General features: G+C 73.6%; 17 protein-coding genes. 8 read left to right on the forward strand and 9 right to left on the reverse strand.

All coding sequences use genetic code 11. The features are described from left to right. Positions 1-25: 25 nt before the first annotated feature. Positions 26-847 (reverse strand): SDR family NAD(P)-dependent oxidoreductase, encoded by an 822-nt coding sequence (locus ACFOW4_RS22790; protein WP_377531712.1) that lies wholly within the window; start codon positions 845-847, stop codon positions 26-28. Positions 848-1032: 185 nt separating this feature from the next. Between ACFOW4_RS22790 and ACFOW4_RS22795 the strand changes: the two genes are divergently transcribed. Beyond that, positions 1033-1593 (forward strand): DUF4190 domain-containing protein, encoded by a 561-nt coding sequence (locus ACFOW4_RS22795; RefSeq protein ID WP_377530953.1) that lies wholly within the window; start codon positions 1033-1035, stop codon positions 1591-1593. 46 nt (positions 1594-1639) lie between these two features. Here the strand turns inward: ACFOW4_RS22795 and ACFOW4_RS22800 are convergent, their stop codons facing one another. Next, positions 1640-2596 carry an HpcH/HpaI aldolase/citrate lyase family protein gene (locus ACFOW4_RS22800; protein WP_377530955.1) on the reverse strand — a complete coding sequence of 319 codons (957 nt, stop codon included), beginning with the start codon at positions 2594-2596 and terminating at the stop codon, positions 1640-1642. A gap of 128 nt (positions 2597-2724) precedes the next feature. Here ACFOW4_RS22800 and ACFOW4_RS22805 point away from each other — a divergent pair, with 128 nt between their 5' ends. Then, the gene (locus tag ACFOW4_RS22805; protein ID WP_377530958.1) at positions 2725-3549 is read left to right on the forward strand and encodes an SDR family NAD(P)-dependent oxidoreductase; all 825 of its coding nucleotides are present in this window, start codon (positions 2725-2727) and stop codon (positions 3547-3549) included. A gap of 137 nt (positions 3550-3686) precedes the next feature. Here ACFOW4_RS22805 and ACFOW4_RS22810 read toward each other — a convergent pair whose 3' ends face one another. Beyond that, complete coding sequence (locus ACFOW4_RS22810; RefSeq protein WP_377530960.1) at positions 3687-4652, reverse strand: DMT family transporter; 966 nt, start codon at positions 4650-4652, stop codon at positions 3687-3689. Positions 4653-4748: 96 nt separating this feature from the next. On the opposite strand from ACFOW4_RS22810, the gene ACFOW4_RS22815 reads away from it, so the two are divergent. After that, entirely contained in the window at positions 4749-5462 is a 714-nt protein-coding gene (locus tag ACFOW4_RS22815; protein WP_377530963.1) for an HAD family hydrolase, read from the forward strand. A gap of 12 nt (positions 5463-5474) precedes the next feature. Here the strand turns inward: ACFOW4_RS22815 and ACFOW4_RS22820 are convergent, their stop codons facing one another. Continuing rightward, a complete protein-coding gene (locus ACFOW4_RS22820; RefSeq protein WP_377531713.1) occupies positions 5475-5939 on the reverse strand; it encodes a hypothetical protein in 465 nt (154 codons plus the stop codon). Between the two features lie 77 nt (positions 5940-6016). Then, positions 6017-6886 (reverse strand): PhzF family phenazine biosynthesis protein, encoded by an 870-nt coding sequence (locus tag ACFOW4_RS22825; protein ID WP_377530965.1) that lies wholly within the window; start codon positions 6884-6886, stop codon positions 6017-6019. Positions 6887-6919: 33 nt separating this feature from the next. Between ACFOW4_RS22825 and ACFOW4_RS22830 the strand changes: the two genes are divergently transcribed. The 3 genes from ACFOW4_RS22830 to ACFOW4_RS22840 all read left to right on the forward strand — a co-directional run bounded on the left by ACFOW4_RS22830 (position 6920) and on the right by ACFOW4_RS22840 (position 10089). Next, complete coding sequence (locus tag ACFOW4_RS22830; RefSeq protein WP_377530968.1) at positions 6920-8206, forward strand: magnesium transporter MgtE N-terminal domain-containing protein; 1287 nt, start codon at positions 6920-6922, stop codon at positions 8204-8206. Next, positions 8199-8855: a DUF1003 domain-containing protein gene (locus tag ACFOW4_RS22835; RefSeq protein WP_377530971.1), complete on the forward strand. Its 657-nt coding sequence runs from the start codon at positions 8199-8201 to the stop codon at positions 8853-8855. The genes ACFOW4_RS22830 and ACFOW4_RS22835 overlap by 8 nt, the downstream gene beginning before the upstream one ends. Positions 8856-8940: 85 nt before the next feature. Further along, complete coding sequence (locus tag ACFOW4_RS22840) at positions 8941-10089, forward strand: Mrp/NBP35 family ATP-binding protein (RefSeq protein WP_377530972.1); 1149 nt, start codon at positions 8941-8943, stop codon at positions 10087-10089. Between the two features lie 246 nt (positions 10090-10335). Here the strand turns inward: ACFOW4_RS22840 and ACFOW4_RS22845 are convergent, their stop codons facing one another. Beyond that, a complete protein-coding gene (locus ACFOW4_RS22845) occupies positions 10336-10758 on the reverse strand; it encodes a preprotein translocase subunit TatB (RefSeq protein ID WP_377530974.1) in 423 nt (140 codons plus the stop codon). Positions 10759-10834: 76 nt separating this feature from the next. Further along, positions 10835-12232: a S1C family serine protease gene (locus ACFOW4_RS22850; protein ID WP_377531716.1), complete on the reverse strand. Its 1398-nt coding sequence runs from the start codon at positions 12230-12232 to the stop codon at positions 10835-10837. A gap of 260 nt (positions 12233-12492) precedes the next feature. Here ACFOW4_RS22850 and ACFOW4_RS22855 point away from each other — a divergent pair, with 260 nt between their 5' ends. Next, the gene (locus tag ACFOW4_RS22855) at positions 12493-13101 is read left to right on the forward strand and encodes an O-methyltransferase (protein WP_377531717.1); all 609 of its coding nucleotides are present in this window, start codon (positions 12493-12495) and stop codon (positions 13099-13101) included. Positions 13102-13143: 42 nt separating this feature from the next. Here the strand turns inward: ACFOW4_RS22855 and ACFOW4_RS22860 are convergent, their stop codons facing one another. After that, on the reverse strand, positions 13144-14619 hold the full coding sequence (locus ACFOW4_RS22860) for a leucyl aminopeptidase family protein (protein WP_377530976.1): 1476 nt from the start codon (positions 14617-14619) through the stop codon (positions 13144-13146). Positions 14620-14764: 145 nt separating this feature from the next. Continuing rightward, entirely contained in the window at positions 14765-14932 is a 168-nt protein-coding gene (locus ACFOW4_RS22865) for a DUF3117 domain-containing protein (protein WP_007455245.1), read from the reverse strand. A gap of 190 nt (positions 14933-15122) precedes the next feature. On the opposite strand from ACFOW4_RS22865, the gene ACFOW4_RS22870 reads away from it, so the two are divergent. After that, complete coding sequence (locus tag ACFOW4_RS22870) at positions 15123-15941, forward strand: PaaX family transcriptional regulator C-terminal domain-containing protein (protein ID WP_377530978.1); 819 nt, start codon at positions 15123-15125, stop codon at positions 15939-15941. The last annotated feature ends 4 nt before the right edge of the window (positions 15942-15945 follow it).

Here is a 15945-nt window from a genome sequence, read left to right on the forward strand (position 1 = left end):
CTCGCCCGCCTCAGCGGAACTGCGCCTAGCGGACGCTGTTGCCGCCGTCCACCACCAGCATCTGTCCGGTGATGTACGAGGCGGCCGGCGAACAGAGGAAGCTGATCGCCGCGGCCACCTCGTCCGGGGTGCCCGGCCGACCGACCGGGGTGCCGAGCCCCTGCTTGATCTCGGCCATGGTGGACGCCGCGGTGTAGATGGTGCCGGGCGCGACGGCGTTCACGGTCACCCCGTCGGCGATCATCTCCATCGCCAACGCCCGGGTCAGCCCGACCACCCCTGCCTTCGCCGCGGCGTACGCGGCCTCGGTGGGCAGGGCGTTTACCGCCCCGGCGGTGGCCGCCAGGTTGACGATGCGCCCCCAGCCCCGCTCGGCCATCCCGCTGATGAACGCCCGGCTGCACAGGAACGCAGTGGTGAGGTTGCGGTCGATCTCGCCGCGCCACTCGTCGTAGGTCAACTGGGCCACCGGGCGCAGCACCTCCGGGCTGGCCCGACTCGCCAGGCCGGCGTTGTTGACCAGCACCTCGACGTCACCCAACTGCTCGGCGACCGCGTCGGCCAGCGCGCCGACCTCGGACTCGTCGGTCAGGTCGGCGACGAAGCCGGTCACCCCCAGCTCGCCGGCCCGCTCGTGGATGCGGCGGGTGGTGGAGACGATGGCCACCCGGGCGCCCAGGTCGGCGAGCCGACGTGCCGTGGCGTACCCGATGCCGTCCGGACTGCCCGCCCCGGTGACCAGAGCGACCCGCCCGTCGAGCCGCATGGTCACCGGCTCGGCGAGCGGGACCGGCTCGTCCGGGCCGACGGTCCCGGCCGGCGCGGCGGCGCGGCTACGCCGGGCCAGGCCCGGGCGGCTCGCGTCCCGCCTCGGTCGGCTGCCGGAACGGTCCGCGGCGCGCGCGTCGAATGCCATGCCGAGATCCTGCCCGCTCGAACCGGGCCGGGCAACGCGGCACCCGGTGACAGGGGCATCGGGTTTGCGCCGCGCTGGCTACCCTGACCGCGCAACCGACCTGACGGAGAGATCGCATGACCCAACCCCCGCCCCCCGGCGGCTGGCAAGACCCGGCATGGTCGGGACAGCCCCTCGCCGACCCGACGCTCCCGGTGAGCGGCCAACCGGTTCCCACCCAGCCGACGTATTCACCGACCGAGCCGTACGCACCGGCCGACCCGTACGCACCGAACCCGTACGCAAGCGCGGCGCCACCCGTGCCGGCCCAGGCCGGCCCGTACGCCGCCCCGGCCGGCTACCCACCACCGGTCGGCTACCCGGGCTACGGGTACCCGCCCGCCCCGAAGCAGAACGGCCTGGCCATCGCCGCGATGGTCGTCTCGATCATCGGCGCTGTCGGCCTCCTCTGCTACGGCCTCGGCGGTTACATCGGCGTGATCGGCGCGATCCTCGGCCACGTGTCCCGCAAGCAGAGCAGGGAGCGCGGCGAGAGTGGCGAGGGCTTCGCCACCGCCGGCATCATCGTGGGCTGGATCGCCACCGCCGTGGCGGTGCTGGCCACCATCGCCTGGGTGATCTTCTTCGTCTGGCTGGCCAACCAGGACCCGTCCAGCTACGACAGCGGCACCAACTGAACTCGGCGGGCCGCCCCGGGTACGATCCCCGGGGCGGCCCGGCCGCTCACTCCGCCGGCGGGGTGAAGGTCGACGTGCGGGTCATCCCGGCGGCGCGGCCCTTCGCGGCGATCACCAACGCCATCTTGCGGGACGCCTCGTCGATCATCTCGTCGCCGAGCATCACCGCGCCGAGCCGGCCACCCGCCTCCGAGGTGTAGTGCTGGTACGCGTCGAGAATCAGCTCGGCGTGGTCGTAGTCGGCCTGCGCCGGCGAGTAGACCTCGTTCGCGGCGTCGATCTGGCCGGGGTGCAGCACCCACTTGCCGTCGAAGCCCAGGGCGGCGGAGCGCTTGGCCACCTCGCGGAACGCGTCGACGTCCCGGATCTGCAGGAACGGCCCGTCGATGGCCTGCTTGTCGTGCATCCGGGCGGCCATCAGGATCCGCATCAGGATGTAGTGGTACGGGTCGCCGGGGTAGTCCGGGATCAGCGCGCCGACCACCAGCGACTTCATGTTGATCGACGCCATGAGGTCGGCCGGGCCGAAGATGATGGTCTCCACCCGGGGCGAGGCGGCGGCGATGGCGTCCACGTTGACCAGTCCGGCGGCGTTCTCGATCTGCGCCTCGATGCCGATGCGGCCGACCTCCAGCCCGAGCGTCTTCTCCAACTGGGTCAGGGTCAGGTCCAGCCACTGCACCTGGGCCGCGTTCTGCACCTTGGGCAGCATGATGCAGTCCAGGTTCGCGCCAGCGCCCTCGACCACCTCGATGACGTCCCGGTAGGTCCACGGGGTGGTCAGGTCGTTGACCCGGACCACCCGGGTCTTGCCGGCCCAGTCGCCCTCGTTGAGGGTGGCCACGATGTTCTTGCGGGCGTCCGGCTTGGCCAGCGGGGCGACCGCGTCCTCCAGGTCGAGGAAGACCTGGTCCGCCGGGAGGCCCTGGGCCTTGCCGAGCATCTTGACGCTGGAACCCGGTACGGCGAGGCAGGACCGGCGGGGGCGACCGACAGCGGCCATGGATGCGCTCCTTCCAGCGTCCGGCGGGCACGCCGACGCCACCTGACGAAAGATCTGAGAACTTAACGATCCCAAAGGGCGTGGTGACGTCACGGTAACCTCGCGCCATGACCGGGGTGAATGGACCTGTGGAAGATCTCACTGGGCGTCGGCTGGTGGTGGTGACCGGGGCCAGCTCCGGCATCGGGCTGGCCGCCGCAGTCGACCTGGCGTGCCGTGGTGACCAGGTGGTACTGGTTGGGCGGGACCCGGCCCGGTTGCAGGCCGCGGCGGAACGGGTACGGGAGTACTCGGGCGAGCGGCCGGAGCTGTTCCGGGCCGACTTCGCGGTGCTGGACGACGTGCGCCGGCTCGCCGAGCGACTGCGGGCGGCGTACGACCGGATCGACGTGCTGGCCAACAACGCCGGCGCGATCGCGCTCCAGCCGCTCACCACCGTCGACGGCTTCGAGCTGTCGATCCAGGCCAACCACCTGGCCCCGTTCCTGCTCACCAACCTGCTCGCCGACCGGGTCGGCCGGCTGGTGGTCACCGCGTCCGGCGCGCACCGCAGCGGAAGGCTGGACCCGGACGACCTCAACGCGCCGCTGCGCCGCTACCGGCCGATGGTCGCGTACGGCACCAGCAAGCAGGCGAACATCCTGTTCACCGCCGAGGCGGCCCGCCGCTGGCCGGGCATCCCCGCGCACTGCTTCCACCCCGGGGTGGTGCGCACCCGGTTCGCCAACGACAGCCGGTTGGTCGCCCTCGGCATGCGGTTCCTGCCGCTGCGCAGCCCGGAGAAGGGCGCGGAGACCCTGGTCTGGCTCGCCAACCAGGCCCCGGCCCGGCTGGTCGACGGCGGCTACTACCACAACCGTCGGCTCCGCCGACCGCTGCGCAAGGCCAGCGACCCGCAGCTCGCCGCGCGGCTCTGGACCGCCAGCGCCAAGGCCGTCGGCATCGCCGGCTAGTGGCCGCCATGCTGCTGCTCGTCGCGCTGGTCGAGTTTCCCGCCGGGTCGGAGAAGGCGGGCAGCGATACCCATGTGCTCGAGGTGCACGAGGTCTAGCCGGTCCGCGTTGGCCCGGCGCCGACACGCCAACCGCCGTCAGTCGGCCAGCGGGGCCGGGTCGGCCGGCAACGGGGTGGGCGTGACCCGGCGACCGGCCCGGGCGCCACCGAGCACCACCACCGCCACGCCGACCACCAGCAGCGCCAGCCCCGGCAGCGCGTACGTGCGGGGCAGCTGGCCCAGCCAGACCCAGCCGAGCAGGGCGGCGCCGGGCGCCTCCAGCAGGATCAGCACGCTCACCGTGGTCGCCGAGATCCGGTGCAGGGCGTAGTTGAACATCGAGTGGCCGAGCAGTTGGGCACCCGCCACCAGGGCCAGGATGGCCAGCCAGGTGTGCCCGTCGAACCCGGTCAGCCGCACCCCGCCGAGCAGGCAGACCACCAGCAGGATCAGCGCGCAGACGCCGTAGCAGATGGTGGTGTAGGTGGCGGTGCTGATGCTGGCCCGGGCCCGCTCACCGAACGCGGTGTAGACGGCCGCGAACATGCCCCCGGCGACCGCGAGCAGGTCTCCGGCGACGGCCCGGCCGGAGATGCCCACGTCCGCGCCGGTCGCGATCACCGCGCCGCCCACCGCCACCGCGATGCCGATCCAGACCACCGGGGGCAGCCGGCGGCCCTGACCTCTGGCGATCAGCCCCTGCCAGACCGGCTGGGTGGCGCCCAGCGCGGTGGCGGCGGCCACCGAGGTGAGCTGGGCACTGGGCATCCAGGTGGCGAAGTGCGCGGCCAGCGCGACGCCGGAGAACACGCAGAAGAGCCCCTCCCGCCGGCCCGCTCCCGTGGTCAGGGCGCGGAACTCGGCGCGGCGCCGGGCCAGCGAGAACGGGCCCAGCACGGCGACCGCGAGCAGGTTGCGCCAGAACGCGATCGCCAGAGCGGGGGCGGCGGCGAACGCGATCAGCGGCGCGGACGACGAGACGGCGACGACGGCCAGCGCGACCGCGCCGGTGGTCAGCGGGTCCAGCGGCGGGCGGTGGGAAGGTGGAGACACGGGAAGCAATCCTCACACGAACGCGACCACCACGGACCGTCAGCGCTCCGTTACGATCATGTCCGTCCGCGCCGCCGCCCCTCGACTGCCCGGAGGCGCTCCCTCATGTCCCGCTACCAGGCGGTGCTGTTCGACTTCTTCGGCACGCTGACCCGCTCGGTGCAGCGGGGTGCCGCGCACCAGACCACCGCCGACCTGCTCGGCTGCTCCACCGACACGCTGACCGACGTACTGGACCGGACCTTCTACCAGCGCGCCACCGGTCGGCTCGGCAGCGCGGAGGCGACCCTGCGCTGGGTGTGCGCGCAGGCCGGCGTACACCCCAGTGATCGTGCCGTGCGCGCGGCGGTGGCCTCCCGGCACCGTGCGGTCCGCGCGGACACCCGGTTGCGGGCCGACGCGGTGCCGGTGCTGGCCGCGCTGCGCCAGCGCGGGCTGCGCACCGGGTTGATCAGCGACTGTACGCACGAACTGCCGGCCTTCCTGCCGCAGCTCGCGGTCGCCCCGCTGCTCGACGTGCGGGTCTACTCGGTGCAGCTCGGATGCTGCAAGCCGGACCCAGCGCTCTACCTGGCCGCCTGTCAGCGGCTGGAGCTCGCCCCGCAGGACTGCCTCTACGTGGGCGACGGCGGCAGCCAGGAGCTGACCGGGGCCGAGCGGGCCGGGATGAGCGCGGTTCGACTGGCCGCGCCGGACCTCGGTGGGCACATGGTCTTCAACGCCGACGTGGCGTGGCGCGGCCGGGTGCTCGGCACGCTGCGCGAGGTGCTCAAGCTGGTCGACACCGCTGTCGTGGCCACCGGCGTCGTCGCACCCTGACCACGCGCCGGGTCAGCGGCGGCGGACGCGGTGCAGGCGGAACGGCTTGCGGGTGGCCCGGACGGCCGGGGTCTCCCGGGGCGACTCCGCCTGTGCATCGGAGGGCAGCGCGGCACCGGCGACCGGTTCGCCGGCCGGGGTGAGCCGGTTCACCGCGCAACCGTCGGCGACCCACCGGGCGACCAGGTCGGCGGTCGGGCCGGGCGCGTTCAGCCGCTTCCCGGCCACCAGCGGCGCGGTGGTCTCCCACTCCTCGGTGCCCGGCCGGACCCGGCTCACCCGCGCCGGCCAGGTGACGATCCGCCCGCCGTGGTCGCCGCGCAGGCTGACCTGCGCCTCGCTCGCGTCGGCCAGGCCCGGCGCCGCCTGCTCGCCCGGCCCGCTGACCACGTAGAGCGCGCTGTCGAGCGGGGCGCACCAGAGTGCGAGGGCCGGCCCACCGGACACGCTGACCCAGGCCACCGCGGCCTTCTTCATCGCCTCGTCGACCAGCGGCGTACCGGCCGGAGTGTCGTCGTCCGTCACACCCGCATCCTCCCGCACCCGCGCACCGGTCAGCCGACGAAGGGTGGCACGGCGATCTCACCCCGGGCCACCGGCACCACCTGCCCGGACACCGTGGCGCCGACCGCCACGCCCTGCACCGCCGTGACCGTGCAGGTCAGCGCGGACGGACGGTTCATCTCCACACCCTGGCGCACCGCGTAGTCGGACCGCCCCTCACCAGGCAGCAGACCGGAGGCGACCAGCCAGACGCCGAGACCGAGCGCCGCCGAGCCGGTGGCCGGATCCTCCGGTACGCCGACGCCCGGCACGAAGACCCGGGCGTGCGCGGTTTGCGCGGCGGCGTCCCAGGAGAAGACGCTCACGTGCCCCACCCCGTACCGCTCCGCCGCCGCCGGGTTCACCCGGGCCCGGGCCACCGCCTCCGGGTGGACCGGCAGGTACGGGAACTCCAACCCGCAGCCGGCCACCCGCGGCGCCGGCCCGGCGTGATCGGCCGCACCGAGCCCGGCGATCTCCAGCAGCGGCTCCGGGTCCAGTTCCGGGCCGAGCGTGGGGCTGCCGCCGGTCAGCGTGGCGCCGGAGGCGGTCACCTCGACCGGCAGCACCCCGGCTCCGCACTCCTGGGTGACCAGCCCCACACCGAACATCCCCCGGCGGCTGGCGGTCACCGCCGCCCCGACGCTGGGGTGGCCGGCGAACGGCAACTCCTCGACCGGCGTGAAAATCCGGGCCCGGTAGGTCGCGCCGACCTGCGTCGGGGGCAGCACGAACACCGTCTCGGACAGGTTGAACTCCAGCGCGAGCGCCTGCATCTGCTCGGTGGCGAGCGCCTCGGCGCCGAACACCACGGCCAGCGGGTTGCCGGCGAACGGGCGGTCGGTGAAGACGTCCACGATCTCGTAGGCCAAGGTCGACATGTTGATAAACACTAGGCGCTTAGGCTGGTGCCCGTGAGCACGCCGACCCGGGTCTACATCGCCCGTCTCGCCGGAGTCGCCGTCTTCGATCCGAACGGCGACCAGGTGGGGCGGGTCCGCGACGCCGTGGCGCGGCTGCGGGCGACCAAACGTCCCCCCGAGGTGGTGGGGCTGGTCGCCGAGATGCCGATGCGCCGGCGGATCTTCCTCTCCATCAACCGGATCACCTCCATCGACGCCGACGCGGTGGTGCTCGGCTCCGGCACGCTCAACCTGCGTCGCTTCGAGAAGCGCCCGAACGAGCTGCTGGTGCTCCAGGAGCTGCTGGACCGGCGGGTGCAGCTGGACCCGGGCGGTCAGCCCGGCACGGTGGTCGACGTGGCGATGGAGTGCAGCCGGGGCGGCGAGTGGTCGCTGAGCCGGGTCGCGGTCCGGGAGCAGGCCAACCGGCTCACCCGCCGGGGCCACCTGCACCAGGTGGAGTGGGACCGGGTGCGCGGGCTCAGCGGCATCGCCGACACCCGGGGTACGGCGAACCTGCTCGCCGTCCTCGAGGACATGCGCCCGGCCGACCTGGCCAACGCCCTGCAGGACCTGCCCGACCTGCGGCGCAACGAGGTGGCCGCGGCGCTGGACGACGAGCGGCTGGCGGACGTGCTCAGCGAGCTGCCCGAGCACGACCAGGTGGAGATCCTCGCCGCGCTGGACCGGGAGCGGGCCGCCGACGTGCTGGAGGAGATGGACCCGGACGACGCGGCGGACCTGCTCAACGAGCTGCCGCCGCCGGAGCAGGACGTGCTGCTGGACCTGATGGAGCCGGACGAGGCCGACCCGGTGCGCCAACTGCTCAAGTACACCCCCGGCACCGCGGGCAGCGTGATGACCTCGGAGCCGGTCATCCTGCCGCCGGACGCCACCGTGGCGGAGGCGCTCGCCCGGATCCGGGAACCGCAGCTCTCCCCCGCCGTGGCGGCCCAGGTCTTCGTGACCCGGGCACCGCAGAACACGCCCACCGGCCGCTACCTGGGCATGGTGCACTTCCAGGCGCTGCTGCGCGAACCGCCGGCCGACCTGCTCGGCAAGGTGGTGGTCAACGACATCGACCCCCTGCGCCCGACCACCCCGCTGCCGGAGATCACTCGCCGGATGGCCACCTACGACCTGGTCGCCATGCCGGTGATCGACCGGAACAACCGGCTGGTCGGCGCCGTCACCGTCGACGACGTACTGGACCACTCGCTGCCCCGGGACTGGCGGGACCGGGACGCCATGGGCGCCCCGGGCGCCACCGGCCCGGCGCCGGACGGCGCGGATGGCTGACCAGCGCAGGGCCGAACGGCTGGACCAGCCGCGCGAGCCCCGCAGTCTCAAGCTGCCGCGGTTCGACCCGGAGGCGTTCGGCCGGTGGTCCGAGGGGATCGCCCGGAGCATGGGTACGGCGAACTTCATCGTCTACATGACGGTGGTGATCGCGCTCTGGTTCGGCTGGAACACCCTTGCGCCGGCGAACCTGCGCTTCGACCCGTACACCTTCACGTTCCTCACGCTGGTGCTGTCGTTGCAGGCCAGCTACGCGGCGCCGCTGATCCTGCTGGCCCAGAACCGGCAGGCCGACCGGGACCGGGTCGCGCTGGAGGAGGACCGGCGGCGAGCCACCGCGCAGAAGGCGGACACCGAGTACCTGGCCCGGGAGATCGCCGCGCTGCGGATCGCGCTCGGCGAGGTGGCCACCCGCGACTTCCTCCGCTCCGAGCTGACCCGGCTGGCCGAGGAACTGGACGAGGCGGGGCAGCGCCGGCAGCGGCTGGAACGCCGCCAGCAGGAGCGGGGCACTCCCCGGGCGACCGGCGGTGAGAGGCTGGACGAACCCGGCGGTGAGAGGCTGGACGAACCCCGGGACGAGGTGGACGGCGACTTCGCCCGCGACCGCCGCCCGGACGGCGCCGCAGGCCGCCCACCGGACGGCTGAGCCTTTGCCACAGCGGTCATCGATTCGCTCACACCGGCACCCGTCAACGGCCGACGCGGATACCCACCGACGTAGCATTGCGGGCATGTCTGCACCCGTCAGCACCGTCGAGGACGCGATCCAGGCCGCCCTGGCCACCGTCAACGACCCGGAGATCCGCCGGCCCATCACCGAGCTCGGCATGGTCAGCTCCGCCACGGTCGGCGCCGACGGCGTCGTACGGGTCGGCCTGCTGCTCACCGTCGCCGGTTGCCCGATGCGGGACACCCTGAACAGGGACATCACGGCGGCGGTCGGCGCGGTGCCCGGCGTGAGCGGCGTCGAGATCGAGTTCGGCGTGATGAGCACCGAGCAGCGCCAGTCGCTGCAGACGAAGCTGCGTGGCGGGGGCGCCTCCGAGGAGCCGGTGATCCCGTTCGCCCAGCCCGGCTCCCGCACCCGGGTGTACGCGGTGGCCAGCGGCAAGGGTGGCGTCGGCAAGTCCAGCGTGACGGTCAACCTCGCGGCCGCGCTCGCCGCCCGCGGGCTCTCCGTCGGCGTGGTGGACGCGGACATCTACGGCCACTCGGTGCCCCGGATGCTGGGCGCGGACGCCCGGCCCACCCGCGTCGAGGACATGATCATGCCGCCGCAGTCGCACGGCGTGAAGGTCATCTCGATCGGCATGTTCACCTCGGGCAACGCGGCCGTGGTCTGGCGTGGCCCGATGCTGCACCGGGCGTTGCAGCAGTTCCTCGCCGACGTCTACTGGGGCGACCTGGACGTGCTCCTGCTCGACCTGCCCCCGGGCACCGGCGACGTGGCCATCTCCCTGGCCCAGTTGCTGCCCAACTCGGAGATCCTGGTGGTCACCACCCCGCAGGCCGCCGCCGCCGAGGTGGCCGAGCGGGCCGGTGCGATCGCGCTGCAGACCCACCAGCGGGTGGTCGGCGTCATCGAGAACATGTCCTGGCTGGAACTGCCGGACGGCTCCCGAATGGAGATCTTCGGCGCCGGCGGCGGCGCGACGGTCGCCGAGTCGCTGAGCCGGACGATCGGCGCTCAGGTGCCGCTGCTCGGGCAGATCCCACTGGACACCCGGGTACGCGAGGCCGGCGACGCCGGCAACCCGATCGTGCTCGCCGAGCCGGAGTCGCCGGCCGCGCAGGCGCTGGGCAGCATCGCCGACCGCCTGGCGCTGCGCCGCGAGTCGCTGCTGGGCAAGCCGCTCGGCCTCAAGCCCGCCGGGCGCTGAGGCGCCGTTCCACCGCCAGCCCGCCGGTCCCTCGACCGGCGGGCTGAGCCGTACCTCGGGCACGGCCGACGGCCTGGGAATGGGTTCGCCGGGGAGTGGACCGGCTTGATCAACTCGCTATCAAGGAAGTCGCGGTGTCCCGCGCCGATCGACAGACCGGTTTCCTTGAAGTCGAGTTGATCACGCGCAAGCTCCGAAGAGCGCACCGGGCGGACGCGAGTCGGCCCCGGGGCGGGTGCGGGTCGGTCAGGTGGCGTCGTCGTAGCTGGCCCGGGGGGCCGGTGCCGACGGGGTGCCGGTGGCCGTGGCGGGCCGGGTTCCCTTCGCCCGCGGGTCGGCGGCGCTGGCAACGTCCTTCAGCTCGTTGTGCACGCCGGTGACGTCCGAGCGCAGGTCGTCGTAGACGCCCTGCAGCGGCTTGCGGATCGCCGCCTCGTCCTCCTCGCTGAGGAGGTGCTTGCGGATGAACGCCTTGGGGTGCAGATCCTCGAGCTGGATGTCGGTGCCCAGCTCACGGCTCAGGTCACCGGTGGCGTTGCGAGCCATGGCCCGCAGGTTGCGCACCATGCGCAGGCCGTCGGTGATGACCGCCGGCAGCCGGTCACCGAAGATCAACAGCGCCAGGAGCAGCAGCGCACCGATCTCCCACACGTTCAGGTTTTCGAGCATCCCGCAGGCCTCCTATCGGCGTCAGCAGCAAGACTACGCACGTCGGACGCCGATCGGGGAGGGGGTGACCCGGTCCTCACTTCGCGTCCGCCGCCAGGGTCACCGAGGTGTTCTGCCGGGTGGCGCCGCGCCGGTACTCGACCGTGACCACCGAACCCGGGGCGAACTTACGCACCAGGGCGATGAGGTCCGTCGGCTCGGTCATCGGCCGGCCGTTGAGCTTCAGGACCACGTCGCCGGCCTTCAGCCCGGCGTCGGCAGCCGGCCCGGACGGCTCCACCGCGCCGAGTCGCACGCCGCCACCGACGCCCGCACCCGGGCCGCCGACCTGGGCGCCGATCACCGTACGCCGGGCCTTGCCGGTGCCGATGATGTCCTGGGTCACCCGCTTGGCCTGGTTGATCGGAATGGCGAACGCGAGGCCGATGTTGCCCGCCTCCTGCCCGTCGGCGACCAGCGACTTGATCGTCGAGTTGACCCCCACCACCCGGCCGGAGCCGTCCACCAGGGGGCCGCCGGAGTTGCCGTGGTTGACCGCCGCGTCGGTCTGGATCGCCGCGTAGTAACGCACCGGGCCCCCCGGCTCGCCGGCCTGCATCGTCCGGTCCAGGGCGCTCACGATGCCGGCGGTGACCGTGTTGGCCAGCGACAGCGGCGAGCCCATCGCGAGCACCGGGTCGCCGACCGCGAGCGCGTCGGAGTCGCCGAACTCCACCGGCCGCAGCCCGGTGCGTTCCACCTTGATCACCGCGATGTCCGATTCCGGGTCCTGACCGACCACGGTCGCCGGGGCGGAACTGCCGTCGTTGAAGACCACCGAGGCCTTGCCGGTGCCGCCCGCGACCACATGGTCGTTGGTGATCACATGACCGTCGGCGCTGGCGATGAAGCCGGAGCCCTCGCTCGTGCCGCCGAGGCTGGCCACCCGCACGGTGACCACGCTGGGCAGGACCCGTTCGGCCACGCCGGCCAGCGACTCGGGCTTGCGCTGGGCCAGCGCGGGCGCCTGGGGCGGCTCGGCGCCGAGCACCGTACCCACGGCCCCACCGCGTACCGCGAACGCGTAGCCCAACGCACCGCCGAGGGTGCCGGCCAGCAGCGCGGTGATCACCGGGATGAGCAGCAGTTGGCGCAGCGTCGGCCGGCCGGGCGCGTCCGGGTCGGTGACCGGCTCGGGCTCCGTACCGGCCTCGGCCACCGCCGGGACGACCACCGCGGCCGGTGCCGCCGGGTCCCGCCACGGGTCGGCGAGCGCGTCCGACCACCAGGGCGACGGACCTGAGGGGGCGGGCCTGCTCGACGGTGCCGCGGGTGCGCTCCACGGCCCGCTCGGCGACGCCGCGGGCGGGGTGCCGGCCCCCGGCGTGGTCGGCGACCCCGTCGGCGGGGTCCCGTCCCCCGGCGGTCCCGCCGGAGCCGCAGCCTCACCGGCCCGGCGCCAGTCCCAGCCGTCGGTCACGTCGGTGCCTCCCAGTCCGTCCCCGGATCCCGTCCCGCATCACCCGGCCACGTGCCGGCCCGGTCGCGGCGGACGGGATACCGCTTCCAGGATTGCACGGATGCCCGTAGTGGAGTCAGCGGTTGCCCCCGGTGATCGCGAAGGGCGGAGGCGCGGCTGCGCCCGCCGACCGACGCCTCTACGCTCACAGTGCCAACCCGCCCCCCGCACCACGCACCGCCCGGAGGTGCCCCATCGCCACGGTCGCCGGTTCCGGCAGTTCGACGACCCAGGCTCTGCAGTTCGCCGAGTCGTACGTCAACGAGGATCTCGTCCTGCGCACGGCCCGCAGTCTCGCCCACGAGGTGGGGCTGGACGCCGTCACCCCCGGCGCGGGGGCGGCGCTGCGGCTGCTGGCCGCCGCCGGCAGCGCCCGGGCGGTGGTGGAGATCGGCACCGGCACCGGGGTGAGCGGCGTCTGGCTGCTGCGCGGGATGCGCGCCGACGGCGTCCTCACCACCATCGACGTCGAGGTGGAGCACCAGCGGATCGCCCGACGGATCTTCGCCGAGGCCGGCTTCGCCGCCGGTCGCACCCGGATCATCACGGGCCGCGCGCTGGACGTGCTGCCCCGACTCGCCGACGGCGCTTACGACCTGGTCTTCGTGGACGCCGAGGCGACCGGCTTCCACGCCTGCGTGGACGCGGCGCTGCGGCTGCTGCGCCCCGGGGGCGTGCTGGCGCTCAACGGCACGCTGGCCGGCGGCCGGATCGGCGACCCGGCCGCCCGGGACGCGGAGACGGTGACCGTCCGCGAGACGATCAAGGCGATCCGCGAGTCGGAGCACTGGATCCCGGCGCTGCTCCCCGTCGGGCACGGACTGCTGGCCGCCGTCAAGTGCTGACCCGGCCGGGCCGGACGCCGGCCGGGTCGACCAGGCGGCGGGTCAGCCGAGGGTGGCCAGCCAGCGCAGCAGTGAGCGCACGCCCCACCCGGTCGCGCCCCGGGTGAGTTCCGCGTCGTCGCCGTCGGCCCAGGACGGGGCGGACATGTCCAGGTGCAGCCAGCGGTCGCGCAGCTCGCCCGTGAACTCGCGCAGGTAGAGCGCGGCCACCACCGACCCGGCGCCCTGCGTCGGAGCGCTGTACAGGTCGGCCAGCTCGCTGCCGAGATAGTCGACGTAGTCGGCGGGCAGCGGCAACCGCCAGGCCCGCTCACCGGCCGCCTCGACCGCCGCCAGCACGTCGGCGGCCAACTGGTCGTTCTCGCTGTAGAGGGCGGCGGTGCGCTTGCCCAGCGCCACGGCGTTCGCCCCGGTCAGGGTGGCCAGGTCGAGCAGCAGGTCGGGCTTGAGCTCCCGGACGGCGTACGCGATCGCGTCGGCGAGCACCAACCGGCCCTCGGCGTCGGAGTTGGTCGTCTCGCTGGTCGTCCCGCCGTAGTGCCGGACGATGTCGCCGGGACGGAACGCCGAGCCGCTGACCATGTTCTCGGCCAGCGGGGCCAGCGTGGTCACCCGTACCGGCAGCCGCAGCGCGGCCGCGCCGAGGGTGGCGGCGACGACCGCCGCCGCGCCGCCCATGTCCTTGCGCATCAGCTTCATCGCCGACACCGGCTTGATGGAGATGCCACCGGTGTCGAAGGTGATGCCCTTGCCGACGAGCACCACGTGGGTGCGCGCACCGGCCGGGTGCCAGTCCATCTCGACCAGGCGGGGGCCGCTGGCCGAGCCGCCGCCGACGGCGAGGATGCCGCCGAAACCCTCGGCGGCCAGTTCCGCCGGCTCGCGTACCCGCAGGTGCAGGTCCGGCACCCCGGCGGTCGCGGCGGCCACCTGAGCGGCGAACCACTCGGGGTTCTTCATCGAGGAGGGAGTGTTGGTCAGGTCGCGGGCCAGCCGGGTCATCCGGGCGGTGGTCCGTGCGGTCTCGACCGCGGCCAGGTGGGATTCGGGATCGGCCACCAGCAGGTCGGCTCCGGCGAGCGCGGGCGCGTCGTCGGCGTCCGTGAGCCGGAACCGGTACGAGGCGAGCAGCAGCCCCTCGCAGAGCCCCCGGACGGCGGCCGGGGCGACGTCCGCCGGGAGCGCGATGGTGATGTGCGTCTCATCTGCCGTGGCGCGGGCCAACGCGGCACCGGCCCGCCGCCAGTCGCTCTCGCCGCCCTGGCCGACTCCGATCAGGACGAGCACGCCCGGGGTACGCCCCGGACGCAGGTGGGTGCGGACCTCGCCGGCCCGCCCCGTCGACCGCGCGGCCGGGACCAGCGTCGCGGCCTCGTCGGCGACACCGTCGGGCAGCACGGTCGCGGGCGCGATCGGCACGGCCGGGGCGTCGCCGCCCACCGCCGTTCCGGCCGGTCGAACGGGCAAGACGAGAGTGTCGAGCCGGTCAGGCTCGGCTACCAGACGGATGGCGAGCACGCGGGACCGTACCTCCAGGAAAGATCGCGGAACGGGGCTCGGCCCGCGTTCCGCACGGATGAAGACCCTGAGCCACCGGCAGGGCCGGTGGCTCAGGGTCCGACGAACGTCCCGCGCGGCGTACGCCGAGCGGAGCGCCTGTCGCTCAGCCGGCGGCTGCCTTCAGCGCGTCACCGAGCGCGTTGGCCTCGTCGGGAGTCATCTCGACGACGAGCCGGCCACCGCCCTCCAGCGGGACCCGCATGACGATGCCCCGACCCTCCTTGGTGACTTCCAGCGGACCGTCGCCCGTCCGCGGCTTCATCGCCGCCATGTTGTCTCCCCTCAGACCTACACCAGGGTCGGTGGGTTGCCCCACAGCCACTTCGTCACGACCACCCGCAACCGTCGCGGGGGTGTCGATAAACGATTTTCCCTGATGAACACCGCCGGACCCAAACCGGAGCAGCATTGATGTAACAGCATCTAGCTTATCTTGAGAAGGCCTGTCACAATGTGCGGTCATGCAGGCACGGTCGGCACTCTTCGACCTGTACGGCGACCACCTCCGACCGCGGGGTGGCCGCGCACCGGTCGCCGCCCTGGTCAAGCTTCTGGCGCCGTTGGGTATCGCGCCACCGGCCGTGCGGACGGCCGTCTCCCGGATGGTGCGCCAGGGCTGGCTCGACCCGCTCCGGTTGGTGTCCGGACCCGGATATTCGATCACACCGAAAGCCGCCCGGCGACTGGACGAGGCGGCGGCGCGGATCTACCGGACCGGCCGGGTCAGCTGGGACGGGCGGTTCGACCTGCTCGTCCTGGAGGCCCCGCCGTCGCGGCGGGAACGGCAGCGGCTCGCCGCCAACCTGAGCTTCCTCGGCTACGGCACGCTCGACGAGCAGACCTGGGTGGCCACCCGGCCGGGCGAGGACGTCGACCTGCTGCTCGCCGAGGCCGGCGTCCGGTTCGAACGGTTCACCGCCTCGCACGCCGCCGGCACCCCCGGCGCGATGGGCGTGGTCCGCCGAGCCTGGGACCTGGCCGAGATCGGCCGCGCCTACGAGCGGTTCGTCGCCGAACAGCGCCCGCTGCTGGCCGGGGTGACCGTGCGCAGCACCGACGAGGAGGCGTACGCGGCCCGGTTCCGGCTCGTGCACGCGTGGCGTACCTTCCTGTTCCGGGACCCGCAGCTGCCCCCGGCGCTGCTGCCCGAGCGTTGGCCCGGCACCGCCGCGGCCAGCTTCTTCGACCGGCACGCGGCCCGCCTGCGTCCGGCCGCCGACCGGTACGTCGAGCACTGTCTCGACGCCGGCAACCGCATCGCCCGACAGAAGGGTCGTTGAACAC

Origin of the sequence: Micromonospora sp. GCM10011542, from assembly GCF_042650685.1 — a bacterium.
Lineage (GTDB): Bacteria > Actinomycetota > Actinomycetes > Mycobacteriales > Micromonosporaceae > Micromonospora.

What these genes read in the sequence shown, in the direction of transcription:
- ACFOW4_RS22800 (WP_377530955.1), bottom strand. Translation starts at nt 2,596, where the DNA reads ATGGCCGCTGTCGGTCGCCCCCGCCGGTCCTGCCTCGCCGTACCGGGT.
- ACFOW4_RS22870 (WP_377530978.1), top strand. Translation starts at nt 15,123, where the DNA reads ATGCAGGCACGGTCGGCACTCTTCGACCTGTACGGCGACCACCTCCGA.
- ACFOW4_RS22815 (WP_377530963.1), top strand. Translation starts at nt 4,749, where the DNA reads ATGTCCCGCTACCAGGCGGTGCTGTTCGACTTCTTCGGCACGCTGACC.
- ACFOW4_RS22795 (WP_377530953.1), top strand. Translation starts at nt 1,033, where the DNA reads ATGACCCAACCCCCGCCCCCCGGCGGCTGGCAAGACCCGGCATGGTCG.
- ACFOW4_RS22835 (WP_377530971.1), top strand. Translation starts at nt 8,199, where the DNA reads ATGGCTGACCAGCGCAGGGCCGAACGGCTGGACCAGCCGCGCGAGCCC.
- ACFOW4_RS22840 (WP_377530972.1), top strand. Translation starts at nt 8,941, where the DNA reads ATGTCTGCACCCGTCAGCACCGTCGAGGACGCGATCCAGGCCGCCCTG.
- ACFOW4_RS22820 (WP_377531713.1), bottom strand. Translation starts at nt 5,939, where the DNA reads ATGAAGAAGGCCGCGGTGGCCTGGGTCAGCGTGTCCGGTGGGCCGGCC.
- ACFOW4_RS22845 (WP_377530974.1), bottom strand. Translation starts at nt 10,758, where the DNA reads ATGCTCGAAAACCTGAACGTGTGGGAGATCGGTGCGCTGCTGCTCCTG.
- ACFOW4_RS22865 (WP_007455245.1), bottom strand. Translation starts at nt 14,932, where the DNA reads ATGGCGGCGATGAAGCCGCGGACGGGCGACGGTCCGCTGGAAGTCACC.
- ACFOW4_RS22825 (WP_377530965.1), bottom strand. Translation starts at nt 6,886, where the DNA reads ATGTCGACCTTGGCCTACGAGATCGTGGACGTCTTCACCGACCGCCCG.